The sequence below is a fragment of the Micromonospora sp. NPDC049359 genome (assembly GCF_044466585.1).
Lineage (GTDB): Bacteria > Actinomycetota > Actinomycetes > Mycobacteriales > Micromonosporaceae > Micromonospora.
This window is the reverse complement of the sequence record NZ_JBITMW010000005.1, coordinates 263,731-290,042: the sequence shown is the minus strand read 5'-3', so window position 1 is coordinate 290,042 and position 26,312 is coordinate 263,731. Positions and strand designations below refer to the sequence as shown.

At 68.3% G+C, this 26,312-nt stretch carries 17 protein-coding genes, 10 tRNA genes and 1 pseudogene; 13 read left to right on the top strand and 15 right to left on the bottom strand.

What is annotated here, in order from left to right; translation table 11 throughout:
- The first annotated feature begins 122 nt into the window (after positions 1 to 122).
- From ACIBTX_RS14970 to ACIBTX_RS14950, 5 genes are all read left to right on the top strand, one after another.
- A complete protein-coding gene (locus tag ACIBTX_RS14970) occupies positions 123 to 575 on the top strand; it encodes a VOC family protein (protein ID WP_357394104.1) in 453 nt (150 codons plus the stop codon).
- 375 nt (positions 576 to 950) lie between these two features.
- Positions 951 to 1,328, top strand: coding sequence for a hypothetical protein (locus ACIBTX_RS14965; RefSeq protein ID WP_363661587.1), 378 nt, complete (start codon positions 951 to 953; stop codon positions 1,326 to 1,328).
- A 154-nt stretch (positions 1,329 to 1,482) separates the two neighbouring features.
- A complete protein-coding gene (locus ACIBTX_RS14960) occupies positions 1,483 to 1,689 on the top strand; it encodes a hypothetical protein (protein WP_363661586.1) in 207 nt (68 codons plus the stop codon).
- Between the two features lie 170 nt (positions 1,690 to 1,859).
- On the top strand, positions 1,860 to 3,098 hold the full coding sequence (locus tag ACIBTX_RS14955) for an FAD-dependent oxidoreductase (RefSeq protein WP_396832588.1): 1,239 nt from the start codon (positions 1,860 to 1,862) through the stop codon (positions 3,096 to 3,098).
- Positions 3,099 to 3,224: 126 nt separating this feature from the next.
- Positions 3,225 to 3,662 carry a GNAT family N-acetyltransferase gene (locus ACIBTX_RS14950; protein ID WP_357123197.1) on the top strand — a complete coding sequence of 146 codons (438 nt, stop codon included), beginning with the start codon at positions 3,225 to 3,227 and terminating at the stop codon, positions 3,660 to 3,662.
- Positions 3,663 to 3,815: 153 nt separating this feature from the next.
- Here ACIBTX_RS14950 and ACIBTX_RS14945 read toward each other — a convergent pair whose 3' ends face one another.
- Complete coding sequence (locus ACIBTX_RS14945) at positions 3,816 to 4,385, bottom strand: NADAR family protein (RefSeq protein WP_357171397.1); 570 nt, start codon at positions 4,383 to 4,385, stop codon at positions 3,816 to 3,818.
- Between the two features lie 478 nt (positions 4,386 to 4,863).
- Positions 4,864 to 7,572 (bottom strand): RICIN domain-containing protein, encoded by a 2,709-nt coding sequence (locus ACIBTX_RS14940; RefSeq protein ID WP_396832587.1) that lies wholly within the window; start codon positions 7,570 to 7,572, stop codon positions 4,864 to 4,866.
- Positions 7,573 to 8,128: 556 nt separating this feature from the next.
- Here ACIBTX_RS14940 and ACIBTX_RS14935 point away from each other — a divergent pair.
- The 3 genes from ACIBTX_RS14935 to ACIBTX_RS14925 all read left to right on the top strand — a co-directional run bounded on the left by ACIBTX_RS14935 (position 8,129) and on the right by ACIBTX_RS14925 (position 13,017).
- Positions 8,129 to 9,259 carry a LacI family DNA-binding transcriptional regulator gene (locus ACIBTX_RS14935; RefSeq protein WP_363661460.1) on the top strand — a complete coding sequence of 377 codons (1,131 nt, stop codon included), beginning with the start codon at positions 8,129 to 8,131 and terminating at the stop codon, positions 9,257 to 9,259.
- Between the two features lie 707 nt (positions 9,260 to 9,966).
- On the top strand, positions 9,967 to 12,102 hold the full coding sequence (locus ACIBTX_RS14930; RefSeq protein WP_396832586.1) for a beta-galactosidase: 2,136 nt from the start codon (positions 9,967 to 9,969) through the stop codon (positions 12,100 to 12,102).
- Between the two features lie 204 nt (positions 12,103 to 12,306).
- Entirely contained in the window at positions 12,307 to 13,017 is a 711-nt protein-coding gene (locus tag ACIBTX_RS14925; protein WP_357123419.1) for a helix-turn-helix domain-containing protein, read from the top strand.
- Here the strand turns inward: ACIBTX_RS14925 and ACIBTX_RS14920 are convergent.
- Complete coding sequence (locus ACIBTX_RS14920; RefSeq protein ID WP_357123179.1) at positions 12,999 to 13,577, bottom strand: dihydrofolate reductase family protein; 579 nt, start codon at positions 13,575 to 13,577, stop codon at positions 12,999 to 13,001. The genes ACIBTX_RS14925 and ACIBTX_RS14920 overlap by 19 nt on opposite strands.
- A gap of 564 nt (positions 13,578 to 14,141) precedes the next feature.
- Between ACIBTX_RS14920 and ACIBTX_RS14915 the strand changes: the two genes are divergently transcribed.
- From ACIBTX_RS14915 to ACIBTX_RS14895, 5 genes are all read left to right on the top strand, one after another.
- Positions 14,142 to 17,033 (top strand): glycosyl hydrolase family 95 catalytic domain-containing protein, encoded by a 2,892-nt coding sequence (locus ACIBTX_RS14915; protein WP_357123176.1) that lies wholly within the window; start codon positions 14,142 to 14,144, stop codon positions 17,031 to 17,033.
- A 497-nt stretch (positions 17,034 to 17,530) separates the two neighbouring features.
- Positions 17,531 to 18,424 (top strand): alpha/beta hydrolase, encoded by an 894-nt coding sequence (locus ACIBTX_RS14910; RefSeq protein WP_357123173.1) that lies wholly within the window; start codon positions 17,531 to 17,533, stop codon positions 18,422 to 18,424.
- Entirely contained in the window at positions 18,421 to 19,053 is a 633-nt protein-coding gene (locus tag ACIBTX_RS14905) for a TetR/AcrR family transcriptional regulator C-terminal domain-containing protein (protein WP_363661463.1), read from the top strand. Before ACIBTX_RS14910 ends, ACIBTX_RS14905 begins: the two co-directional genes overlap by 4 nt.
- A 213-nt stretch (positions 19,054 to 19,266) precedes the next feature.
- A complete protein-coding gene (locus ACIBTX_RS14900; RefSeq protein ID WP_357123167.1) occupies positions 19,267 to 20,220 on the top strand; it encodes a DUF5954 family protein in 954 nt (317 codons plus the stop codon).
- Between the two features lie 210 nt (positions 20,221 to 20,430).
- Positions 20,431 to 21,696 carry a hypothetical protein gene (locus ACIBTX_RS14895; protein WP_357171386.1) on the top strand — a complete coding sequence of 422 codons (1,266 nt, stop codon included), beginning with the start codon at positions 20,431 to 20,433 and terminating at the stop codon, positions 21,694 to 21,696.
- Positions 21,697 to 22,372: 676 nt separating this feature from the next.
- Here ACIBTX_RS14895 and ACIBTX_RS14890 read toward each other — a convergent pair.
- The 12 genes and pseudogenes from ACIBTX_RS14890 to ACIBTX_RS14835 form a co-directional block, all read right to left on the bottom strand.
- A tRNA-Cys gene (locus ACIBTX_RS14890) sits at positions 22,373 to 22,443 on the bottom strand.
- A 4-nt stretch (positions 22,444 to 22,447) separates the two neighbouring features.
- Positions 22,448 to 22,521: transfer RNA gene (locus ACIBTX_RS14885), tRNA-Arg, on the bottom strand.
- A gap of 460 nt (positions 22,522 to 22,981) precedes the next feature.
- Positions 22,982 to 23,063, bottom strand: a tRNA-Tyr gene (locus ACIBTX_RS14880).
- A gap of 1 nt (position 23,064) precedes the next feature.
- Positions 23,065 to 23,138: transfer RNA gene (locus ACIBTX_RS14875), tRNA-His, on the bottom strand.
- 20 nt (positions 23,139 to 23,158) lie between these two features.
- Positions 23,159 to 23,230 (bottom strand) — tRNA-Val (locus ACIBTX_RS14870).
- Between the two features lies 1 nt (position 23,231).
- Positions 23,232 to 23,305: transfer RNA gene (locus tag ACIBTX_RS14865), tRNA-Asn, on the bottom strand.
- Between the two features lies 1 nt (position 23,306).
- Positions 23,307 to 23,384, bottom strand: a tRNA-Glu gene (locus tag ACIBTX_RS14860).
- Between the two features lie 12 nt (positions 23,385 to 23,396).
- Positions 23,397 to 23,468: transfer RNA gene (locus tag ACIBTX_RS14855), tRNA-Val, on the bottom strand.
- A gap of 2 nt (positions 23,469 to 23,470) precedes the next feature.
- Positions 23,471 to 23,547 (bottom strand) — tRNA-Met (locus tag ACIBTX_RS14850).
- Position 23,548: 1 nt separating this feature from the next.
- Positions 23,549 to 23,620 (bottom strand) — tRNA-Lys (locus ACIBTX_RS14845).
- Between the two features lie 923 nt (positions 23,621 to 24,543).
- Positions 24,544 to 25,497 (bottom strand): annotated as a pseudogene (locus ACIBTX_RS14840) (recombinase family protein); the annotation flags it as partial.
- Entirely contained in the window at positions 25,494 to 25,958 is a 465-nt protein-coding gene (locus ACIBTX_RS14835; protein WP_396832585.1) for a hypothetical protein, read from the bottom strand. The gene ACIBTX_RS14835 and the pseudogene ACIBTX_RS14840, both read right to left, overlap by 4 nt.
- Positions 25,959 to 26,312 lie beyond the last annotated feature (354 nt).

The window sequence follows — 26,312 nt, the reverse complement described above, 5'->3', positions numbered from 1 at the left end:
GCTGCGCCGGTGACCCCCGAGTCGCGTCCGGTCAGGTCGCGGTGGTCACCTCGGCCTCGACCTGGCGATTCATCTTGGGTAGGTGGGGAGACGCCGCTGGCGGTGTCCGGCATGCTGTGGGCATGACCGAGGAACCGAAGAGTCGTTCCGCCTCATCCAGCGATACGGTGCTCGCCGCATCGCCAGTGATCTCGGTGATGTTGATCGTCTCTGATGCAGAGGCCGCAGTCGCCTGGTACAGGACTGCGCTTGGCGCGACGGAGCTGTGGAACCTTGGTGGCGTGGCCGGCCTCGCGATCAGCGGCGCCCCCTTCTTCCTCCACCAGGTCAATCCCGAGAACCCGACAGAGACGAGTCCTGGCCAGGTCGGAATCACGAGCACCCGCATCGAGGTGTTCGTCGATGACCCCGACACCTTCATCGAGCGCGCCGTCGCGGCCGGCGCAGTCGCCGGAGCGGCAATCGAGGATCACCGCGTGCCCTGGGGGACGCACCGTCAAGGTGGCTTCACGGACCCGTTCGGTCACAACTGGTCCGTGGGCGACACCTCGCCCCTGCGCCCGTTCCCACGTTGATCGGGCGAGCCTGCTCATGACGCCGCGTCTGGCCCGGCTCGAACGCGAAGAACGCCCCGGCCGAAAGTCGGAACCGAGGACCGTGACCACGCCCGCCGTGCCGTCGCCGCGTTCAAGCTCGTCTACGGCGCCACGTTCGCCAACGCCGTCGCGATAACCACCGGCGATCTCGGCGAGCGGCTCTCCTCCTACGAGTACCCGAGCCCGCTAGCGGGCGGCCAACGCACCCCACCTCGTCGCGCTCGTGCGTGTGGACGCCCGCTTCGAACATGGCAAACTCGTCGGACGCCCCGCGGCCACCCCGGCCACCAAGGCCCCCGCCGCCACCCAACCAAGATCACCCAATCACACGTTGGCATCGCAGAGGAGGCACACGTGGGCGATCCGGTGAAGGATGCCACGCTCGAAGGTCCCATTCCAGAGGCTTGGCGGCCGACGCTCAAGGCGGTCGTGGACTCGCTGGTGGGACGAGACGCCGCCATCGGCGCAGGCCTGCCGCCGGTAGACCCAGTTCCTACCGAAATCTCGCAGAAATGCCGCCAGGCGATTGACAACTACGGTGACGTCACGCTGATCACCCCACCAGACGAATCCTGGAACACATCAGTCGCATTGTGGTTCGGCGATCACTGGCGCTGCCTGGTCGACCTCTGGACCGAAGAGGAAGGCAGGAGCGACCTGGTGCTCGATGTCGACGTCTTCGAGAACGGACCTGGATACCGCTACCGCGTGAACCTCGTCTACGTCCCCTGAACCACCGATCCACAGGTGGTGACAATCGCTCACGCGGCGTCTTGACTGTCATCGATGGTGGCCGGTTGACGACGTCTTGCGCCCGCCTGCGTCCCCACCCGCCGGTACGGCGTGATTAGCTGCCGCCCTGGCATCGGATAGCGAACGGATCGACGTGGCGTTGGCCAAGAAGGGCTCTCGGCTCATCCCGGTCGACAGCGTGGTCTACCGGTGGCGGGTGCGCGGAAGGCCAACCTACGCCCAAGCGCTCGGTGATCGACCGCTCACCCTCGCCGTCGAGCAAGCCGACTGCAAGGGCGGCGTACTGCTGGTCGACCTGCCCCAGGACCACCCGAGGACCGTGCGTCACCACCGGCGATGAACGCCAGCCCACCTGGAGCGGCAGATCCGGTTGTTGCGGTGATCGCTACTGTGGGGGTTCGCGGCTGTTTCGCGGGCAGGTTTCGATGCGCCGAGCGTTGTCGGGATGTACTGTCGGCCGCTTGGCTCCGGCGTTTCTCGCGGTTCGGATGGCGTGAGGTGGGAGGCGTCATGCGGGTAGCGGTGGCCGGCGCCGGTCTTGGCGGATTGTGTCTGGCTCAGGGGCTGGTGCGGGACGGCGTCGATGTGCACGTTTACGAGCGGGACAGTGGCCTTGACGTCCGCCGGCAGGGCTACCGGCTGCACTTGGACGCGCGGGCCGGGCTGGCGCTGCAGAGGTGTCTGCCGCCCGAGTTGTTCCGGCTCTTCCTCGCCACGACGGGCCGGCGCAGCACCGTGGTCACGGTACTGACCGCACAGCTGCGCGTCCTGCGCCGCATGGCAGTTGACCCGAACCTGGACCCGGGCGATCCGGCGACGCTGTCTACCTCGGTCGACCGGGGCACGCTGCGGGAAATCCTCGCCGCGGGGCTCGACGCTCGGATCCACTTCGGCCGTGAGCTCGTCGGGTACGCGCAGGAGGCCGACGGTGTGACCCTGCGCTTCGCGGACGGGTCGACCGAGGCCGCGGACGTGCTTGTCGGCGCGGACGGGGTGAATTCCGTCGTGCGCCGCACACTGTTGCCGGACGCACCGGTCGTGGACACCGGCTCGAGGGTCATCTACGGCAAGGTCCCATTGGACGACGCTGCGCGGCGGCTGATCCCGCCGGCCATGTACGAAGGGTTCACCGCCATCATCGGCGGCGATGTCGGTTTGGCCGCTGGGCTGGTCGAGTTTCAGCGGGCACCCGAGGACGCGGCGGCCGAGATCGCGCCTGGAATACGCGTCACGTCGACCGGGGACTATCTGATGTGGGGTCTGTCCGCCGGACGCGATCGGCTTGGCGCGCCGGACACCGAACTGGCCGTGGCCGACCCTGCGGCCTTACATGCCGTCGCGTGCCGGGCGATCCGTTCGTGGCACCCCGACCTGCGTGCACTGCTGGCCCGGACGGCCGTTGATGAGACCTTCTTCATCCGGGTCCGCAGCAGCGAACGCGTCGCCGCCTGGGCGCCAAGCCGGGTGACACTGCTCGGCGACGGGATCCACGCGATGAGCCCGGCCCGCGGCTCAGGCGCGAACACCGCGCTGATGGACGCGGCGAACCTGTGCGCTGCCCTCACCACCGGCAGCGACATCATCGCGGCGATAGCCCAATACGAGGAAGGCATGCGCGACTACGGCTTCGCCGCGGTGGAGGCCTCCCGGGAAGCGGAAGCGGCGTACGCCGGCCGGGGAAACCCTGTGTGGCTCTGGATCGTCAACCACCTGCCCAAACCGCGCGGCGCCCGCGGCTCGGTGCGCTGATCTCGCATATCCGCGAGCTGGCGCAGTGAGCCAGCCTGTGCCGCAGCTGCCCACTGGGCACCCAAAGCGGCAGATCCGGATGCAGTGTAGGAGCTGAACCGGCTTGTACGACGTATCGTGCCTCCCGTGGACGTCGAGGTGGAACTCGTCGAGGCTCTCGACGCGGAGAGCATCGAAGCGTTTTGCCGAGATGTGCCAAAGTTGTCGAGCCGGCCGAGTCGTCTGAGCCCGCAAGCTTTGGCCCGCATGATCGCGTTGCCTGAGTACCAGCTATTCGTCGCCCGGCAGAACGGGAGCATCTGCGGCACACTCACGCTCGCGGTTTACCAGGCGCCCGGCGGAGTGAAGGCCCGTATCGATGATGTCGTCGCCGAACAGACTGAAGGCGGGAAAGCGGTTGCCCTAAGGCTGATCCGAGAGGCCATACGGCGTGCCGTGGCGGCCGGCGCTGCTGGCGTCCAGGTCGTGTCCAAACCGGCATTGTCGGTGGCAAACAGTACCTTCGAACAGATCGGCTTCAGGCAGCAAGGCCCAGGGATCTACGTCCGGGTGTTCCATACCTAACCCCCGACTCCCGCTTCCGCAGGGCACGGCGGCGGTACGTCCAGGACGAGGCGCACTGTCATCGGCCAGTCCCGACGCCGCCTGCCCTTCTTCGCATGACGCCCCGTAGCGCACGGATCGTGGCGAGTCCGTGACCTAGGCGTCTAGCGACGGCTACCGTTCCGGCTGTTCGTGGAGGACGTCGCGAACTTGCATGAGCGCGAACCCGAGCAGGTTGAGGCCCCGCCAGCGAGCCGGTTCGGAGGCGACGGGGTCCTCTCGGGTTAGCCCGATACCCCAGATCCGGTCCACCGGGCTGGCCTCGACGAGAACCCGTCTTCCGGTACCGACCAGGAATTCGCGCAGCGCGGCGTGCTGTCCGAACTTAGCCAGGTTGCCGGCCACCACGATCTCGAAGCGGTGATCGTCCCAGGTCCGTTGATCGAAGCCGACGACCCGGCCGCCGAGCGCCTTGGCCGCGTGTGGGTGCGGCGCGGCGAGAACCCGCTCGGCCATCGCGTCGTCACCGAACACGGTGGCCTTGCGCCACATCATGTAGTGCTCGGCGGTCGCGAAGACGAGCCCGTCGATCATGAACGGCGTTGGCCACCACTGACTCAAGCATCCGGCGCCGACCCGGCCGTCGCGCTCCGGCTGGTGCCCCCAGAAGAACAGAAACTTGATCCGTTCCCCGCGCGCCTGCGCGGCGACCAGATCCGTGACGCTACGACATGAAGCCAGCATGATCGCGAGTGTCCTCGACCCGGACCCCGACGCGCCACAGTATTGTCCGAGGCAGAGCCGAGAGGGCGCTTGGCGGTAAGCGCCTCACCGACACCGCGCTCAGTCGGCGGCAGATCAGTATGCGGAAGCGGGCATGCGGACACGCACTGGGGCCACGCCGGTCGCGGGCGGTTGTCGAGGCCGTAGAACCCGACATGTCGGTTGCTCAGCTGCATCCGCAGGATGGTTCGGGAGTAGCCAGCGGACTCCAACTGCCTGTACGCGCGCTCGACCGTCCGTGCACTCAGCCGCGACGCCCGGGCCTGGCCCACGTACGGGTAGCGAGCGGACCAGGCCCGCGTCTGTCCGGATCGGTAGCTCGTGTCCCACCGTGATTGGGTCGCGGCCGACTCGGGCGCACAAAGCGTGCCCCCGAGTCGGCGCGACAATCGGCAGACCGTTACCGGCGGCCGAACTTGACACCCACCTCTGCTACTGGTCAGGCGGGTACGAACTGCCACTGCTGGTTGGTCCCGCCGTTGGCGGTCCACTGCACGACCTGCGCGCCGTCACTGGTCGAGGCGGCGGAGACGTCGGCCACGAGCCCGCTGCTGCGGCTGACGATGGTGTAGTAGCCGTCACCGGTGGGCCGCAGGTACCACGACTGGTTGGTGCCGCCGTTGGCCGACCACTGCTGTAGCTGCAGGCCCGTCGTGGTGCTGCCGGCGTTGACGTCGAGCATCTTTCCGGAGGCGGTGTAGCGCAGGGTGTAGGCGTCCTGGGTGGTGCTGATCGTCCAGGTGGGGGTGCCGCTCTGCTGGACCGCCTTGGCGCCGTCGGCGGTGGAGTTCCCGGCGATGGCGAGGGGCTTGCCGCTGTTGCGGTTGACGATGCGGTAGGTGCCTGCTGCCGGCCCGGTTCCACCGCTTCCGCCGAGGTTGAGGTATTCGGCGGAGTCGGTGAAGACGGTGCTGCCGGACTTGGCGGTCGACAGTTGCAGGTACACGCGGCTGCCGGTGGCGGGGGCGGTGAAGGACACCGGTTGGGTGACCCGCGAGCCGAGTGGGACGGTCAGGGTGCTGTTGCCGGACGCGACGACCGCGCCGGTCGGGCTGTCGAGCCGGGCGGTCCAGGTGAAGTTCACCGAGGTGTTGGTGAGGTCGTCGTTGAACACGGTGATGTTGCGGGTCACCGTGGCGTTGCGGGCGTAGCTGGGCACCGCCTGCGCCAGCGGGAAGCTGCCGTTGGAGTCCGAATTGCCGGAGGCGGACCAGTACGGGAGGTCGATCGCGGCCACCGGGTTGAACGCCGCCTGCACACGCTGGATCTGCGCGTTGCTCCACGGATCGGGCAGGTTGTCCACGCCGTAGATGGGGTGACCGCCCTCCTCCGGGGTGAAGTCGGTGGACCGCACGCCGGGCACGACGCTGGCCCAGGCGGAGAGCAGCGTGTACGGGCGCAGGTCGGTGGCGCCCTTGCCGCGCTTGGCAGCAGTCGCGGTGGCGAACCACTCGAAGCCCTGCTTGTTGTTGCATGCCGGCCAGATGAACTCGCCCTCGCCGTCGGGCCGCCCGTTCACGCTGACCAGGCCCTCCCCGTACCTGCCGAAGCCGTCGACGTAGTGCGGGATCACCGCGAAGTTGGCGTACGTCATCCCGGGATACAGGCTGACATTGTTGCCGACGCCCACCTCGACAATGATCGGCCGGGTGCCGTCGGCGCCGTTCATCGCCGCGTACAGGTCCTTCTCGAACTGCTCGGAATCCTGGCCGCTCTGGTTCGGCTCGTTGTTCTGACTCCAGCGGATGATCGCGGGGTGGTTGCGGTCGCGCAGGACCAGCGCACGGGCGTGGTTGATCATGTTGTCGCGCCCGACGGAGTTCTGCCACTCCTGCGAGGACTGAGAGCCGCGAATCGCGACCTCGTCGATGATCATCAGGCCCATCTCGTCGGCGACATCCAGCATGTACGGGCTTCCGGGCTCCTGGTGGATGCGCACCACGTTGTAGTTCAGCCGCTGGTAGTTGTCCACCGCCTGCGGCCAGCCGCCGTTGCCGGACGACGGGGGCAGGAAACCGGGCAGGGTGTGGTACGCGTCGCCCTTGCCGCCGTTGTTGATCCGGTCGTAGTCGCCACCCTGGAGGTTGTCGCCACGGAAGTTCACGCGCACGCCGTTGAGGTAGTAGTAGTCACCGTTCTGGGTGGCCTCTCGGAACCCGAACCGGGACGTGGCGTCGCTCGTCCGGCCGTCGTCGGTGACCGCATGCACCGTCAGCCCGTGCAGCTGCGCCCGGTACCCCGACCGGTACGGCACATTGGGCCACCAGTACGAGGTGCTGTCGAGGTTCCACGCGACCGGCCCCACAGTCACGGTCACGGTTGAGCGGGCCGCCACGGTGACCGTACGGCTGGGCAGTGCCGGGTAGCTGAAAGCCGTTCCGTTGCTGGACGACAGCGACCCGGTCAACGTCACCGACCGGGAACTGTCCGACGTGTTACGCACCGACACGTCGTAGGTCAGCGTCTTGTTCGCCACCGACGTACGCACGAATGTGTCGCTGACGTATACCGCCGGGTACACCCGCAGGAACGCGGACCCGAAGATCCCCTGCGGTATCGCCTCGGACCACGTGGCGGCGTCGGGCACCAGGTACCGGCCGTTGGATGCCTTCAACGCGCCGCGGCCCTTCACGTTCACGGTGATCGTGTGGGTGGTGCCGGGCGCCGCGTATGCGCTGATGTCGAAGTTCGACGGGGTGAACGCCGTCGTCTGGGTGGCGACCACGCGGCCGTCGACCGACAGTGTCGCCTGGTGGTTGACGGCGCCGAACTCGATCCAGGTCGACTGCGGCTGCCCCGAGTCCGGCACGGTGATGCTGCGCGAGTACACCGCCTCGTTCACGGTGGTGAAGCCCTGCTTGTACCAGCCGCCACCGGGCACCGCGATCGTGGTCGCCCCCCGACCCGCGGGCGTGAAGTTCCACGTCCCGCTCAGATCGACCGAGGTGATCGCAGCGTTACCGGCCGCCACACCGTCAACTCCGGCGGCCGCGGCACTCTGCGTCGCGACCGGCGCGGCCAGGGCCGACCCGGGGGTCGCCAGGGTCAGACCACCCAGCGTCAGGGGCAGGGCGAGCGCCACGGCTGCGGCCAGCCCTCTGGCCAACGCCGACAATCGGCCGCCCCAGTGGACGTTCGTACGATGCACGGTAACCCTCCTGTGACTCACCCGACAGCTCCGCAACACCGGTTCAGGGCACAGCCTCAAGGCCGATACTCGAATCGATTCGACAAATCTGCCGGCGTCGCCGGCCACCCGGGAAGGGTGGTTACGGCCCAGATACATAGATATGTATTAATGGGTGTCTGGAGCGTGAAGTCAAGGTTTCAAGACGGTTACTTCCTGCTCATGATGCCTCACAAGCCTCGAGTGGCCGCCGATGAGTACGACCCCTTTGGAGTGCCAGGGCATCGCGCTCAGGCACTCCGTGTCGCCGACCCATCGCCGCAGCGTCGATCGAATAGCGAACCGATTCGCCTCTGCGGCACCCGACCGCGTGACATATGGACAGCACTGTGGTCCTCGGCGAAGTCGGCGGGCGACGCGGCCTGACTTGTTCGGTTCGAAACTGAAGTTAGGCTGCTGGCAAGGAACGTGCTTCGCCAGCGTCACGGGCGGGTTACGGGAACTTAACGGTGAGTGTCTGACTGCGTAGACATGACTACGCAAACATACAGGACTATGGCCGGCGATGGGAGATGCCGTGACGCGATTGGCGGGGCCGGGTGGAAGCCCTCCGACGCCGCGCAGCGTGGACGTCGCGCGGCTGGCCGGCGTCTCCCAGAAGACGGTGTCCAGGGTCCTCAACGACGAGCCGTATGTCTCGGCCGACGTGCGCCGGCGGGTCCTGGACGCCGCCGAGGAGCTCGGCTACCGGCGCAACCAGGCGGCCCGGGCGCTGGCCTCCGGGCGGACCCGGTCGATCGGCGTGGTGACGCTCGGCAGCTCCTTGTACGGCCCGGCGTCGTGGCTCATGGGCATCGAGCGGGCGGTCCGGGAGGTGGGCTACACGCTGCGGGTGGCCACCACGATGGAGGGCGACCCGGGCGGCATCGCGAGCGCCCTGGCGTCGCTGCTGGACCAGGGCGTGGACGGCGTCATCATCTCCGAGCCGATCGACGAGGGCGTCGGCCCCATCAGCGTCGACGTGCCGGTCCTGGTCCTCGGCGCGCCGCCCACCTTCACCGCGCGGCAGGTCGTGACCGCCAGGGTCGGCGCGGGCCGGCTCGCGCGGGCCGCGACCGAGCACCTGCTGGAGTTGGGGCACGCGACCGTCCATCACCTGGCCGGCCCGCAGCGGTGGTATTCGGCACGGGACCGTCTCGCCGGCTGGCGCGAGGCGCTGCGAGCCCACGGCGCGGACGAGCCGCCGGTCGTCGAGGGCGACTGGTCGGCCGCGTCCGGCTACGCGGCGGGCCGGGAACTGGCCGGCGACAGCACCGTGACCGCGGTGTTCGCCGCGAACGACGACATGGCAATCGGTCTCATCCGCGCGCAGCTCGAGGCCGGGCGCCGCGTGCCCGAGGACATCAGCGTCGTCGGGTTCGACGACATCCCGGTCTCCGCCTACGTCACTCCCCCGCTCACCACCCTGCGGCAGCCGTTCGACGAGGTCACGCGGCAGGGCCTCGCGCTGCTGGTTCAGGTCATCGAGAAGCCGGACGTCGAGCTTGCACCGGCGGCCGACCAACCGGTCGAGCTCGTCGTCCGCGCCTCGACGGCACCACCGCCGCCCCGGCCGATCCCGGGACGTGGCCGCCGAGCGATCCCCCAGCCCACGGTGGCCCGCACGGTCAGCCCGCCGGCAGCGAAGTCGCATCCGCCGCGCCCGTGATCAGCGTCGATTTTTCCACCTACGGCGGCACGTCACCCGATGCCCCCACGGCCGTCGCCGACCAGCGGCGGTAGCACCCGCGCGGACGCACACCTCTCGATACCCCCTGTCCCCAACACGCCGTTGCCCGACGCGCCGGTCCCGCTACCCTTGCGACGGGAGTTGACCATGGCCACATCGTCCCCAACAGTCCCCGGTAAGCCGCCGAACCTTGCTTGCCTCGGCCGCAGCGGTGTCGTCGAGTGCCGCGCTGGCCGCGTGCGGCGGCGACGGCAAGGGCGGCGGTACCTCCGCCACCGCGGCGGTGAGCCAGGCCGACATCGACAAGGCGATGTCGACCGCGACCGAGCTGACGTTCTGGGGCCTGGGTTCCGGACATCGCGCAAGAGGTGGCGCTGTTCGAGCAGAAGTACCCGGCTGTCAAGGTGGCCAACGCCGGTCAGGGCGCCCCGGAGTACACCAAGCTGCGCACGGCGTTGCAGGCCGGTACCGGTGCTCCCGACGTGGGGCCTCGCCTCCTGCGCCTCCCAGACCGCAGGGGGCGGACCTACGAACAGCGACACGGTCGTACTCGTGGTGACCGGGTCCATGCTCTCGATCGTCCCGCTCGTCGTGGCCGTCCTGCTCCTGCGGCGGTACTGGCAGAGCGAGCTGGCCACCGACAGCGTCAAGCAATGACCGACCGCTCCACCTCGGAGGTTCCCCCCATGGCAGTGCTCCCCGCCCGCGTCCTCTTCGGCGCCGCGTACTACGTCGAGTACCAGCCCTATGAACGACTCAAGACCGACCTCGACCTGATGGTCGACGCCCGCTTCACCGTCATCCGGGTCGGCGAGTCGGTCTGGTCGACCTGGGAACCGGAGAACGGACGGTTCAACCTCGAGTGGCTCCAGCCAGTGCTCGACGGCGCACACGAACGCGGCATCTCCGTCATCCTCGGCACGCCCACCTACGCCGTGCCGCCGTGGCTCGCCCGGCAGTACCCGGAGATCGCCGGCGAGCGGGCCACCGGGCAGCGCATCGGATGGGGCGCGCGGCAGGAGGTCGACTTCACCCACCCGGGCTTCCGATTCCACGCCGAGCGGGTCATCCGGCAGATCGTCGGCCGGTACGCCGGCCACCCCGCAGTCATCGGGTTCCAGGTGGACAACGAACCCGGCAACGAACTGCTGCACAACCACGGCGTCTTCCAGCGATTCGTGGACCACCTGCGCACCACCTACGGCGACGTCGAGACCCTCAACCGCGAATGGGGCCTGGTCTACTGGTCGCACCGCCTCTCCACCTGGGCGGACCTGTGGACCCCGGACGGCAACGCCCAGCCCCAGTACGACGTCGCCTGGCGGGCGTTCCAGGCCCGCCAGACGACCGAGTTCATCGGCTGGCAGGCCGGCATCGTCCGGGAGTACGCGCGCGGCGACCAGTTCGTCACCACGTGCATCGCCTACGGCCGACCCGCGGTGCACGACGACGAGCTGACCGAACGCCTCGACGTCGCCGCCGGCAACCCGTACTACGTCATGCAGGACGCCCTGGCGCTGCCGGACCGCGACCACGACGACGTCGAACAGCACGGGAAGACCACCGGGGTATGGGCGCTGTACCAGAGCGCAGACCGCATGTTCTCGTCGCGCCAGGCGCCGTTCCTGGTCACCGAGACCAACGCCATGTCCATCGGCATGCCGTGGGACAACCGGCCGGCGTACGACGGCCAGTGGCGGCAGGCGGCCTGGGCGCTCGTCGCGCGCGGGGCGCAGATGATCGAGTACTGGCACTGGCACACGCTGCACTTCGGCGCGGAGACCTACTGGGGCGGGATCCTTCCGCACAGCGGCCGGCCGGGCCGCACGTACGCGGAGCTGTCCCGCCTCGGCGCGGAACTGGACGCCGCCGGCCCCCTCATCGCCGCCCTCGAACCCGACGCCGACATCACGATGGTCTACTCGATGCCGAGCAACTGGCTCATGCAGAAGTACCCGCCGCTGTCTGCCGCGGACGGTGGACCGGACGCCGCGGCGTACCACGGCATCTTCGACCCCTTCTATCGCGGCGCATTCGACGCCGGCCGGCAGGTGCGCATCGTCCACGCCGGGCAGTTGCACGACCCGAGCGGTGAGCGGACCGGCCCAACGCCGGAGTCGGCCGCGCGACGGCATCCGGTCCTGGTCGTCGCGGCGCTGTATGTCGCCGACGACGCGACGCTCGACTGGCTCGCCGCCTACGCGGCCGCCGGCGGCCACCTCGTACTCGGCCCGCGGACCGGCTACGCCGACCACGAGGCCCGCGCGCGACACGAGCCGGCGCCCGGACGGCTCGTCGAGGCCACCGGAGTCCGCTACGAGGAGTTCAGCAACCTGGTGCGCGATGTCCCGGTCCGTGCCGCCTCGGGCGGGCCGCTCGACCTGCCGGAGCGGGCGGCGGCGACGCGCTGGGCCGACGGCCTCACCGTCGTGGACGCCGATGTGCTCGTCGAGTACCACCATCCGCACTTCGGCCGCTGGCCGGCGGTCACTACCCGCCGCCACGGCGCGGGCCGGGTCACCTGCGTCGGCACGGTACCCGGACGCGACCTCGCCCAGGCCCTCGCCGCATGGCTCGCGCCGGTGCCGACCGGCGGATGGCGCCGCCTCCCGGCCTCCGTCACGGCCACCACCGCCACCTCCCCGGACGGGCGCCGGGTCCACGTCGTGCACAACTGGAGCTGGGAACCCGTCGCGGTCGAGGCGCCGGTGCCGCTGACCGACGCCCTGAGCGGTGCCGCGGTCGCGCCGGGCACGGCGGTGCACCTCGGCGCGTGGGACGTGCGCGTCTTCGCGGCGGCCGGAACTGAAGCTTCTGGCTGACCCGCCGCGGGTGAATCGCGGATCAACGAAGCCGATCGTCGCGTTGCCGAGGGTCCGCGCTAGATCAGGACCTTTGGCGCGACGTCGGCGAAGAGCCCTGGTGGCGTCGAAGTGTTCGCGTCGGCCGTGGTAGCGGGCCTTCGGGATCACGCGCAGCTTTCCGAGGTCTCTGGATTGTCGCGTGCGGGCGACTACCCTGCTCGTGTGACTCTGCTACTCGAGACGCGTCCGTCCGACTCGCCGTGGGTCGAGTCCGTTTGGACCTCGACGAGCGAGCAGGTCTTCGAGATGACCTCCGTCGCGGCGGTGCGCTGGGGTCTGGTGTTCTGGCAGCGCGAGGGCAGGTCCTACGCGAGCGTCACGGGTCCGGAGAGCAGGTCCAGCATCGCGCCCGTGCCCGACGGCGCGACGTTTCTCGGCATCGACTTCGCCTTGGGCACGTCGCTGCGGACCATGCCTACCCGGGCGCTGCTCGACGGCGGCATCGAGCTGCCCGACACCACCCACCGGACCTTCCGGCTGGACGGCGCCCGGTGGGAGATCCCATGCCCCGACGATGCCGAAGCGCTCGTCACGCGTCTGGTCCGCGCGGGAGCCGTCGTCCGTGATCCGGTCGTCACCGAGGTCCGGCGGGGGCACGTTCCCAAGGTCTCGGAACGCACCGTCGAACGCCGGTTCCGCGCGGCAACCGGGCTGACTCAGGGCACTGTGCGGCAGATCGAGCGTGCCAGGAAGGCATCGATCCTGCTGACCGCCGGTATGCCGGTCGCCGATGTCGTCGCCAGACTCGAATACTTCGACGAGCCGCACCTGGCCCGTGCCCTGCGCCAATACATCGGGCACACGGCACGGCAGCTGCGGGAAGGCGTCCGTGGCGCGATCTCGCTGGACCTCAATCAGCGAACGACGTCGTAGATCAGCTTGACCACACCGTTCGGATAGGCCTCAGACTCGCGTAGACGAAGCATCTGCTTGTCGTTGTCTGCCCGGCTGAACAGACTCTTTCCGGCACCGAGTAGCACCGGGAAGAGCAGTAAGTTGTACCTGTCGATCAGTCCCGCGTCCGCGAGGCGGCGAGCAAGCGCAGCGCTCCCGTGTATGAAGATCGCGCCGCCACCGCTCTTCTTGAGTTCCGCGACGTCATGAGTTGAGCGCAGGATCGTCGTCGGGCCCCAGCCGTCGAGGAGCGCGTCGTCGGCCAGGGTGGTCGACAGAACGTACTTCGGCAGTTCCTTGTAGGCGGCATGGTCCGGCGAGTCGCGCCAGACCGGCGCGAACAGCTCGTAGCTGTGCCGGCCGAACAACAGGGCGGTCGTGTCCTGCAACTCCTCATCTTTGAGCGAGAAGACCTCGGGCAGGACCTCAATGTCCTTGATCACCCAGCCGCCGCTGCGGTGCTCCTCACCCGGGCCGCCACCCGGGGAATCCAGCACGCCGTCGAGCGACATGAAGCCGGTGTAGACAAGATCGCGCATGGCGACACCCCCTGGTAGATCAAACACAAGCTGGTCCGCCCAGGGTAAGAAACGCCACCGCCCATCGTCTTGGACGGAAACGACACCCGCGGAGCCGTCAGCACGAAAGAGCGTCACCAACAGGGCCATGGACCGGCAAGATTAGTTGCCACGCACTCACATCGGCACGTCCGGATGCCTCACCCGGGCGTTATCTGGCTGCGCTCCGTGACGCGCAGGACACGGCAGATCCGTACCCGCACGGACCCCGCTGGCCAGGCGTGTCAGAGCGGATCCAAGAGCAGCACGCCATCCGGTGAGTAGACGAGCACCGCCCTGCAGAAGCCACGTAGCGGCGCACCCGTCGCAGCCCCACCCGCGCGAGGTTGACCAGGAGGATCACGTTGCCGTGCGACCTGGCATGACGAAGATGTTTCATTGACGTGAACCAATGCTGACCCTACTGTTGTCGAATCGATTCGAACACGCGGACCCGCGGCCTGTAGGCAGACCCGACCGGGCTGCAGCAGCGCCGGGGCCATGTCGCACACAACGCTTGAGCCTCGGTGTCGAGAGGAACTTCTGATGACGGACCTGCCCGTGAGCCGTAGGCGCCTGCTCGCCACCGCCGCGCTGAGCGCCGGCTCGGCGGCCGTAATCCCGGCCGTGGGTGCCGGACGGGCCGCCGCCGCTGCGCCTCAGGTCACGCTGCCCGAGCGGGGGATCTACGACGCGACGGCGGCGACAACCTGGACGGACGGGTTTCTCACCGGCAACGGCGAGTACGGCGCCGTCCTGTACGGAACGCCGACCCTCGAGAAGGTGATCTTCAATCACCACCGCTTCGTACTGCCCAACAGCAGCCGGGGTGTGACCCCGCCAGTAATCTCAGGGCGGCTGGCCGGCGTGCGCGACAAGGCGCTGGCCGGGAACTACGGCGGAGCCAACACGGACTTCGCGGCTGGCTGGAACCTGCGCTGGACCCAGACCTACCACCCCGGCTTCGAGTTGCAGATCAGCACGCCAGGCATGACAACGGTCAACGGATACGCCCGCACCACCGACTTCCGGACCGGGGAGGTCAACTCCACCTGGATCGACAGCTACGGCACCTGGACTCGCCGCGCCTTCGCCTCCCGAGCCGACCACGTCGTCGTACACGAACTGACCCCGGCATCCGGACGATCCATCGACGCGACGCTGAGCGCCAACACATCCCTCGCGGGCGTCCCCGGCTCGGTCCGTTTCACCACCCTGGCCAGCGTCATTGACGGCTCCGGCTACCTGAACCTGCGAGGCGCCTACCCGTCCGGACAGGGCGCGTTCGGCTTCGAGGGCGTCACCCGGGTCGTCGCCAGCGGTGGCACGGTAGCCGCGAACGGGTCGACCATCGTCGTGACCGCGGCAACCAGGCTCCTCCTGCTGACCAAACTCGACCGTTACGAGTCCCCCACGGCCTGGGACAGCAAACCGTTGCACGCGGCGCTGGCCGCGGTGCGCGCCGACTATGCCGAGCTACGGACCCGGCACGTCACCCTGCACGCGGCGATGTACGACCGCTCCCGCCTGGACTTGAACGTCTCCGCCGCCGACCGGCAGCTGTCGACCACCGAGCTGATCGCCCGGCAGAACGCCAATCGCAACACCATCGATGTGGCCCTGCTGGAGCGCCTCTACGACAGCGGCCGTTACCTGTTCATCAGCTCCAGCGGCGTCCTGCCGCCGCGGTTGACCGGAATCTGGGCCGGCACCTGGAACGGCGCCTGGGCCGACGATTTCACCACCGATGCCAACATCAACCTGCAGGTCGCCGGCGGCAACATTCTCGACCTCACCGATGCCATGCAGGGCTACTTCAACCTGATCCTCGGCCAGCTCGCGCACTGGCGTACCAACGCTCGCAACCTGTACGGCGCCCGCGGCTTCCTGGCCCCATCGCGAACCGATGGCGAGTACGGACACATGCTGCACTTCGACGCCGGCTTCCCCGGCCAGTGCTGGACCGGTGGCGCGGACTGGCTGCTCTACCCGCTGCTGGAGTATTACCAGGTCACCGGGGACCGGACGTTTCTGGCTGAGAAGCTGGGACCGGCACTGATGGAGCTAGCACTGTTCTACGAGGACTTCCTGACCCGCACCGATTCGGCCGGCCGTGTGGTCTTCGTGCCGTCGTTCTCGATGGAGAATTCGCCGGCCAGCACGAACGTCCTGCTGGCGATCAACGCCACCGGCGACATCCAGGCCGGCAGACACGCCCTGCGGGCGGCTGTCGAGGCCGCCAACGCGCTCGGTGTCGAGCAGGGCGCCGGTCAAGGTGTCGCACGCTGGACGGCCCTGCTGGCGAGGATCCCGCCCTACACGGTCAACGGCAGCGGCGCCCTCGCCGAATGGTCCTGGCCGGGACTCACGGACCGCTACAACCATCGGCACGTCCATCACCTGTACGGCGCGTGGCCCCTGCACGAGATCAATCCCGAGGAGGCGCCCGGTCTGGTCACCGCCGCGCTCAGGGCCCTGGCGCTGCGCGGTGACGAGAACACCTCAGCGCACGGCAGCCTGCATCGAGCCCTTGCCTCCGCTCGGCTGAAGGACGCCGCCGGCGTCTACAACAACCTCCGGAAGATCATCGGCAACAACATGATCTTCCGGTCGCTGATGACAGCACACAACCCGAACCTGGAGACCTACAACGCCGATGCGGCAAACACGCTGCCGGCCGTGCTCAGCGAAGCGCTCGTGTACACCAGGACCGGTGTCATCGAGCTGCTGCCCGCCGTGCCCGGCCAGCTCGCCAAGGGCACCATCACCGGGGTCCGCGGACGCAACCAGGTCCGCATTCACAGCCTCTCCTGGGATCTGCCTGGTCGCTCAGTAACCGTGGCACTCACCTCGACGATCACCCAGGCGATTACCCTCATCAGCCGGCGCGGGATGGCGTCCATCACCACTTCCGCGACGGTCACCCCCTCGCCGCTCGGCCCGCATGCCCGGGTGATCTCGATGACGGCCGGACAACAGATACAGGTCGTCGTAGGTCTACCAGCCGCCGCCGGCGGCGGCGTCGTTCGACTGCTCAACCGGCGCAGCGCAAAGGTGCTGGACGTCAACGGCGGCTCCACCACGGACGGGGCAACTGTCATCCAGTGGCCGTGGACTGGCGCGGCCAATCAGCAGTGGCGACTGCTACCCAACAGCGATGGCTCATTCCGTCTGTCCGGTGTCAAGAGCGGGAAAGTCCTCGACAGCCCAGGCGGCTCCGGCCAGGGCGCGGCACTCGTTCAGTGGGCCGACAACGGCGGACGTAACCAGTGGTGGAACCTCGTCCCGGCAGCGACCAGCGGATACTACCGGCTCGCCAACGTGAGCAACGGCTGGTGTGTCGGGATCGAGGGCGGCTCCACCGCAGACGGCGCCAGGGCGGTCCAGCAACCCGTCAGCGGCGAGATCAGCCAGGAATGGCAGATCCTTGATGCCTGAGGCGGATGGTCAGAGGCACTGGTCGCAGCGGCTCCGGGCGATGGGCCGCCAGCACCTCAACAGCCACCGACGATCGTGCAAGCGGTGAGCGCACACCCCCAATGGCTTCGCCGAGCGCCCGTACAACACCTCACCCAACGGTCGATGACCGTCGATCGCCGCGGTGTCGTGCCGGGAGACATGGTTGTCGCGGAGTGAGCGGCTCAGCCCGCCGCAGGCTGCTTGTGTCTGATCTCTTCGAGCTCCCACAAGCCACGGATGTGGGCTCGGTTACGAGCCGTGCTGGTCGGGACGACAGCATCGCCGCGGTCCGGAGGGCAACACCTTGACCTTCGGTTGTTTCGGTTTTCGCGGCAGATGAGCATGCGTCTCGTCGGGGGGAAGCGGGACAGCGAGCAGGCCATCCCGCCTCGTCTTGAGATTTCGTCTACACCGTAGATAGAATCTACGACGTAGACGAGGCGTACGGTGGTCGCGAACTGACAGGGGCGGCGAGCATGACTTCGGAATATGTGACAGTTCCCGGGGCTCGGCTCTACACAGAGCGGGCAGGCTCCGGCGCTCCGCTGCTGCTCATTTCGGGCGGCGGGGGCGATGCAGGAATGTACGAGGAGGTCGTCCCGCTTCTCGCGCGCCGGTACACGGTGTTCACCTACGACCGGCGGGGCAATTCGCGCAGCCGGTTCACCGACCCGCAGGCACCGATCGGAGTCGCTGCGCAGGCGAGCGACGCCGTCGCGGTCCTGGACCATTACGGGGTGAAGAAGGCGTACGTCTTCGGCGGCAGCGGCGGCGCGATCATCGCACTCGAGGTGCTGGCCAACCACACCGACCGGCTATCCGGTGTGGTGGCGCACGAACCACCGCTAGTCTCGCTCCTCCCGGACGACAGCGCGGAGCGGCGGGCGCTCGCCGAGATCGCCCGGATCGCCCGAGAGAAGAGCCCTTTGCGGGCGTACGCGGCCTTCGGTGCCATGACCATGGACGACCCGCCCTGGCTGTTCCGCTCGACTGTGGGACAGGCCCTGGTCGCAGCCGCCTCCCGGGCCGCTCTACCGGTCGGCGCGGCCGTGCGCCGGGTCACCGGCCGCGAGCCCAGCTCGATGACGCGCCAGTTGGGCAATGCCGACCTGCTGCTGCGGCGGGAACTGCCGCTCATCGGCCTCGACTACCACCCGGACCTGCCCGCGCTGCGCGAGGTCGCCGTGCCCTGGCGGCTGGCCACCGGCCGGGACAGCGTCGGCAAGCCGTACTACCGGCCGGCGCACATGCTCGCCGAGCGGCTCGGCGTGCCGTGCGAGGAGTTTCCGGGTGGACACACCGTCTACCTCGAACAGCCAGACAGGTTCAGCGAAACCCTCGAGAGGATCCTCGAAGGATTCCCCAGGTGAGCACACCCGCCGTGCCGCCGCCCCCGACGCGTCCGACACTCAACCGCGAGTACCTGGCCACAGCCGCGCTCGCGCTGATCGACGCCGAAGGGCTGCGCAAGTTCTCCATGCGTCGCCTCGGTGCGGTCCTTGGCGTTGACCCGATGGCCGCTTACCGCCACTTCGCGGATCAGGAGGCGTTGTTCGACGGCATCGCCGAGGTGCTGTTCGTCGAGATGGACACCGACTCACTGCCATGGCAGGCGCCGTGGCCGGAACTGGCCGCGCAGTACTGCCGCCGCCTGCGCGACGTGCTACTACAGCACCCGAACGCCGTTCCGGTGTTCGCCACCCGACCCGTGCGATCATCTGCGTCCATCGATATGGGTATCCGCGCGGTGGCAAAGCTGCAGAACGCCGGCCTGCCGCCCGCCACCGCCTTGCGGATCCTCCGATGCCTGCGGGAATTCACCATCGGGCACGCGCTCAGCGTGTCCATCCTTCAAGCGGGCGCACAGTCACGAAGCAGGAAACCTGACAAAGGCAGCTCGCAATACAACCTGTTGGCTCAGGCGGCCGACGAGACCACACCGGACGACCATTTCGAACCAGGCCTGCAAGCTATGCTCTGCGGCTTTCAACATTCCTGACCTCACCACCTGGACCGAAGTACAACCGTGACCGATCAACGCCCTGGGCTCAGGAGATCGTCCACCCGCTCCCGGCAACGGCGTCGCCTATCTCGGTGACACCCCAGGCACATACTTCGAGAACCCGGACGCGGCGCGCGGCACCGATGACGCCGCTGCGGTGATGGCGCGCCCTCGTGACACGGGCCATCGAGCCGTCGCACAATCCGTGGCATGAGTGCCGACGAAGTGCAGCCGCCGGTAATCCTGCGGGTACAGCAGCCCACCGACCCAGTCGGCGCGGTCACCGAGGAGGACGCGGCACGGCGAGCGGCGGCCTACCCGATGACACGCATCGGCGCCCCCCTGTTCGGCCACGCAGTGCAGGTAGATGACGGGCGGTGGCAGGTGTACGCCGTCGTGTCGGATACGCCACAGGCCGCCCGGGACGAGCTTGCGCACCACCTCATGGAGCAGCTCGACGAAACCACTGACCCCCCGCGGGCTGCGGAGTTGACCACCGCGCTCGACGTCCTGGACCGGGAGAAGGTAGACGAGGTGGTGATCAACGGCCGCGTGCACCGCGTCGTGCGGGTGGACACGTTCGCGCGGTTCGGCCCGGACGGGCCCGAACCGCCCCGACCCACCGACCGCGACCCCCGCAACGCCGAGGACCACGACAGCTTCCTCACCCCAGAGATCGTCATCGACCCAGACGCGGCGACCGGGCCGAGTGAGGCGATGCTGCGGGCAGAGCTGACGACCGCGCACTACCCCCGGGCCCAGGTGCCCGCCACCGTATATGCCGAGAGCGTCGCCGCCATCGCCTCTCACCCAGTCGGCGTCATCCTGCCGACCCGCTACGCCGCAGCCGAATCTGTAGCAGGGTCGTGGCGGCCCTACAGTCGCGCGGTCGCCACACCGCAGCTGGCCCGCGACGAGATCACCTTCGGCCTGCGCCACATCGAACCGCGTCTGCTGAGGCTGACCGACGACCAGACAGCCGCCTACCAGCAGACCGCCGACGACCTCGATACCAATCCCGTCGACGACGTCACCGCGCTGGGACGCCATTTCCGGGTCACCCGCATCGAGACGCTGCTGCGCATGAGCGCCAGCGGCCCGGAGATGCCCCGACCATCGGACCCCGATCCAGACCAGCCTCCGGGCGCGGGCCGCCAGCGCTAAGACCAGCAACGGCAACACTTCAGGCCCTGGACATCGTTCAACCGGCCGCCGAGAGCCGCTTCGCCCCCCTCGACGTCGACCGGTCTGGCACCACCAACTCCCGGACAATGAGCTGCGGCTGCTGACACGACCAGCGGTGCGACTGACGACACGGCGCCGAACTGGTGTAGGCATGATCCGAGAGCGCATGGCTGGGGAGGTGGCATGCCGATGGAACCCGAGATCGTCGGGTTGCCCGGTCAGGTCTGGGGCCTGGCGGCCGCGGACCGAGACGGGCCGATCTATCTGACCAGTTATGCGGGCCGCAGCCCGAGCACCCGCAACCTGTACACCACCGTCCTCACCGCGGTCGATTTGAGCGGAGCCACGCTCTGGCAACGCACATTCGCAGGCCATCCGTTCCCACCCCGCGTCGACGCGGGTGGGACCGTGTGGGTAACCCACCACGACGGTGCCAGCCCACCCGTGTTCACACTCACCAGCGTCGGCGCCGAGGGCTCGGTGCTGCATGAAGTCACCCCGCAGCAGGAGCCGGGCGAGCACCTGGGAGCTGCCGTTCGGATGCCGGACGGCTTCTGCGTCCTGTGGCTACCGACCGCGCCACGCCAGCGGCTTCCCCAAGGCCGCACTGCGCGCCTGGCTCGCCTCAGCGACACCGGCAGCACCATGTGGTCCACGCCCCTGCCCCTCGAGACGGTCTCCTTCTCCGGCGTCGTCGAAGCCGGCGTAGCGACCGGATGGCACGTCCAGCCCAAGAAAGAGTGGAGACCATCAACCCTGGAGGCGGATCACTGGCAACCGCTGCTCGTGGCCGGCGATCGCATTCTCGCTGGGATCAGTGACGGAGGCAGCGGCATCGGGAGGTGCACCATCCTCGACACCGAGACCGGAAACATCATCTCCACCACAGAGCCCGGCCCCTACCACCACAAGGCCATCGCCGGCCACGGCCGTTTCCTCGTCGGCGCCCAGGGCTACGGGGCGTTCTCCAGCACCCTCTACGGCCCTGACGGCCAGCCAATCCACACGTGGCCCAGCCACGGCCAGATGCTCATCGACCAGCACGGCACGATCCGTGGCCCGGAATCGGAGAACAGGCTGCCGTCCCGGTCGCAGTTCCGGGTTCTCAACCCCGACGGATCAATGGACGACGGCCCGCCTCTGTCCGGCTACTACACCAGCTATCCCGCGCTCGACGCCAACGGCGCCGCAGTGTTCTGGCGCGACGGCAAGCTCCTGGCCGTCGACGCGAACCTGGACCAGCACGAACTGTTCCGGCGCACCGATGACGACCGAACCGTCATGAGCAGAACCCTCCTCCTCCAGGACGCAACCGTCGCTTTCGCACTCGGCAACGAGCTGCTCATCTTCGGCGACACCGGCCTGGCACCGCTCGCCGCCGGCCCATGGCCCTGCGCCGACGGCAACATCCACGGAAACCCCGTCATCCCAACGCTGGCACCTCCCACCATCTGAACACCCACTCGACGAACCGCTCCCGACACCTACTCGTTCGGGCCCGCTGGAGATGTCAGCCTGCCTGTTCCCGGTCGTCGATAAGGCCGCCATGTCGACCTGCGGGTGTTCCTGGTAAATGCGGTAATCAAAGATGTTGGCCATGAGCCACGAGCACCACACCTTTCACAACCCTCCATCGGCAACGCCCGACGATGTGCGGAAGGCTCTCGACCGCAACGACATCGCCGGGGCCACGGATGCCATGGTCGGATCGGCGTTGTACGGCGACGGCGACTGGAGAGCCTCGCAGGAGCTCTACCTAACCCTGCTCGATCACCCCGACCACCAGGTGCAGGCGCTCGCGGCCACCTGCCTCGGGCACCTCGCGAGGGTCTACGGTCAACTCGACCAAGATCGTGTAGTGCCCGCACTCCGCCACGTACGCGCCAGACCTCACGTCAGGGGGACCGCCGGTAACGCGTTGGAGGACATAGAGACCTTCTTGCATCCTCGGCGTGCGCGCTGGCGTGGGCGCCTCTGGCGACTTGTACGACCGGGAACCTGGTTCTGACGCAGTCCGGCGCAGCGGTCTTCAGCAGTCGCGAGCCGGGTGCAGGCAGGACGTGCACGCTCAGTGGTTTGCCGCCGATCGGTCGGCCGCGCGTCGATCTCTATCCGCAGTGAATGGCAGTCGAGGCCGTGCGGGGAATCGAACCCCGGTGCGCGGTTTTGCAGACCGCTCCCTGACCACTCGGGCACACGACCAGGATGCCCACGGAAGGATTCGAACCTCCGCCAACCCGGCTCCGGAAGCCGGTGCTCTATCCGCTGAGCTACGTGGGCATGCGTGGGAGTCGAGAGATTCGAACTGCGCCCGTGTGGGCGCAGGGGACCGGCTGCGCGATGACGGCCGGGCCGGTTTCACGGCTGCGGCGAACGGAGGCCCAGAACAGGCATGTGGCCAAGGATCCGTGTGCATGCGGTGCACCCAAGTCCCATAAGGCCAAGCTGCGTCGATCCGGGACGTACGAGAGCAAGCCGATCGTGAGCGTGCCCGACCTGGCGCGACTGGCCTGGATCGCCGGGCTCATCGAGGGTGAGGGCGCCTTCGTTCGAAGGCGGTCCGGAGGAGGGGTGGTTCGCGTTCAGATGACCGACCTTGACGTGATCGAGACGCTGACCGAGCACCTTCCGTTCGCTCCGCGGGTCTGGTCGTACTCGCCCACGGTGGCTCACCACAAGCCGTCATGGATCCCCAGTGTCCAGCGGCGGCGCACCAGCGCAATTGGCCGCCTAATCTCTGTGCGCGCCCCTGGACTTGAACCAGGCGTGCCGTAAGGCGCCCGTTTTACAGACGGGGGAGCGACCAGCCGCTCACGACGCGCTTGGGGTGACTGAGCGGAATCGAACCGCCATCACCGGGACCACAACCCGGTGCTCTACCGTTGAGCTACAGCCACAACTGCGGCCCGGAGGCCAGTGCCCGTACCTGGACTCGAACCAGGGCGACCCGGTGTGTGGGACCGGTGCTCTGCCGCTGAGCTACACGGGCGTGGCTCCCCCGCCTGGACTCGAACCAAGATCAGCCGGTTAACAGCCGGCCGCTCTACCTTTGAGCTACAGGGGAATGGCAGCGCGGACGGGACTCGAACCCGCAACGTGTCCCGGGTGAAAGCCGGGCGACTCTTCCATTCGTCCACCGCGCCAGGTGGGTTGCGTGCCGCGAGCTGGAATCGAACCAGCGACCTACGCCTTGTCGAGGCGCTGCTCTCCCGCTGAGCTACCGCGGCGGGAGCGGGGGCGGGATTCGAACCCGCGTTACTCCGGCTTATGAGGCCGGCGAGGACAACCGAACTCCTCCACCCCGCAGTGCCGCCCGAGGGAATCGAACCCCCGCAGTCCGGAGTAAAAGTCCGGAGCCCGGCCATCAGGCGCGAGCGGCTTGTGTACGTGCCCCGGGCGGGGCATGTCACAGAACTGCAAATGGTCGCTGCCCCCGTCGTCGTCGGCGGGGGCAGCGTCGTTTGCGCTGGTGTGGCGATGGGTGGCGGTGCGGGGATCGTCTGCCGTAGCGCGGGTTAGCCGGGCCAGGTGTGGGGCGGCGTGATGGCTGACGGTGGCTCGGAACGCAACCTTGTTGGTGCGGACGTCGTGGTAGATCTGCACGGCGAAGGCGTCCAGAAGGCGACGGAGACGTTCCGTCGGTAGTAGGCCGAGTTTGATTTCCATCTCGGGTAGGGCGGCGAGGATCTCGGCGCTGCCGGGGTCGGCCGGCATGGTTTCTTCGAGGCGGGCGAGTTCGGCGGTCTTGGTCTCGCGGTCGCGGTCGAGTTGGGCTCGGCGTTCGGAGATTTCGGCGAACACGGTGCCGTCGGGGTCGTCGTTCTCCTCGATGACTCGCAGGAGGCGTCGGCGGCGGGTGGTGATGTCGTCCAGGGTCCGTCGTAGTACGCCGATCTGTCGCCGTTGCTCGTCGGCTGCCTGCTGGGCGGCGATGTCCAGGCTTCGGGTAGCGAGTTGTACCCGGTCGGGGCCGAGGACGTAGGTGTTGAAGAACCGGTCGGCGAAGTCGAGTAGGACGTCTTCGGTCACCGAGATCATGCTCGGGTGCCCTTCGGGGATGGCCCTCTCTCGGGGTTGGCAGGAGTAGTAGGTGTATCCGGTGACGGTGCGGCCGAACATGCGCCGCTGGCACGGCGCGCACCAGACGTAGGAACGAAGCGCGTAGACCCGTTTGGTCTGCCGGTGCCGGTTGGGAGAACCCTGGCGGGCGTCGGCGCGTGACCGTTCCCGAGATCGGCCCACGTTCTGCGCGGCGAGGAACGTCTCGATCGGCACGATGCCCGGGTGGGTGGGCTGTGCGGAGACGACCCACTGCTCGCGGGGGTTGATCTTGCCGGGGTGCAGTTTGTCTTTGGTCGAGCGCCGGTTCCAGACCATGTGGCCGGTGTACTTGGGGTTGACGAGGATCTCGCGGACCGCCGAGCCGGTCCATCGTCCGACCGCGCGGGCGGGGTCGACGGGTTGTGGGGGCGGGTAGCGGTCGAGGTCGGTGTTGAGCCGTTCGGCGATGGCCCGGTAGGACAGCTTCTCGTCGATGCGCCAGGCGTATATCTGCTCGACCACCGGCCCTCGGTCGGGGTCGATCTTCAGTTTGGTCTTGTGTTTGCCTTCCGCGCGTTTGGCGGGGACCGGGTGTTTGTGCTTCTCGGCGAGGTAGCCGTATGGAGGCTTGCCGACGTTCCAGCCCTGGGTGGTGTGTTCCTCGAAGCCGTCCCACGACTTCTCCAGCATCTCGATCATGTACCACTCGGCCACACCCTGTTTGGTGCGGCGCAAGAGGATCTGGGCGGCCCGTTTACGGCTGTTCGACTGCATGACCGGCTCGTCGGCGGCCAGCAGCGGCACCCCGGCGAGTTCAAGATCGTGCTCGATCTTGGTGCCCTGGTGGGTCCAGCGGGCGATGCGGTCGATCGACTCGCAGATGACGACATCGAAGCGGCGATCCGGTGAGGTGGCCTCGTCGAGCATGTCGGCGAGGCCGCCGTCTCGTTGCACGGCGATGTCGAACTTCTGCCATGCGGTGCCCCGGCCGCGCTGGCTGAGTTCCTTGCGGGAGGATTCCACGTCCCAGAACCACGCGACGATGACCATGTTGGGCAGCAGAGCCCGTTCGGAGTTGGTCAACTGCCGGGGGATCGACAGGGTGGGGTCCTGCTGCTCCTCGGTCGAGGTACGCCCGAGGAACGCGACCCGTATCGTCCGCTTCGGGGCAGTGGTGGCGGGTGGGCGTAGCCAGTCGGGCAGGGTGCTCGTCACGGGTGGCCTCCGTCGCGGATGAGTTGAGTCAGCACCTCGATGTAGTCGACGCTGCGCAGTCGCCAGGGCATGACCGGCAGCCGGTCACCGTCTCGAATCTCGGGGACGTGAAGGAACTCGATGCCGGCGACCGCGAACGCACGTAGCAGCGCGGTCCTCGTCACCGTGTCGCAGGACAGGCGGTGCACGTCGGTGCTGATCACGAAGTCGAACCGGCGATCTGGCCGGTTCGCCTCGGTGAGCAGGTCATCCAGACCACCGTCACGGCTGACCGCCCGCTCGTTGTCGAGGAAGAGGCTGGCGGGTGCCCGCCGGTAGTCGGGCCGGGTGCCGAGGTCGGAGAACACCGCCGTGATCGCGCCGTGGGGCAGCATCGAGACGCACTGCTGGTACTGACCGCCGACCACGCGGGCCGCCGTGGCGAGGTCACCGGCCTCGGCGGTCCGGCCGTAGAATGCCACACGCGGGCGCACTGTCGTGCAGTGGATGTTCATGCCTCGGCCAGGGTGCCGGTAGTGGGGTCAGCGGACCCTGATGGGCAGATGGCGACGGTGACTGCCCCATCGTTCGGTGCGATGGCGGATGTGTCGTGGGGGCCGTAGACGACGATGCGCCCGGTGCCGTGGCGGGTGACGGTGGCGTACATGACGCGCGTGCCTCCTGCGGTTGGTTGGTGTCTGGTCAGGCCACGGGCCGACCGCCGGTGCTGCCGGTCGACCCGTGGACGTCGATCACCGCTCAACTCCGTGAAGGGATCAAGACCGCCCCGAGGGCAACACCGGCCACGGCACACCGAGTGGCCCGGCGGGCGACCA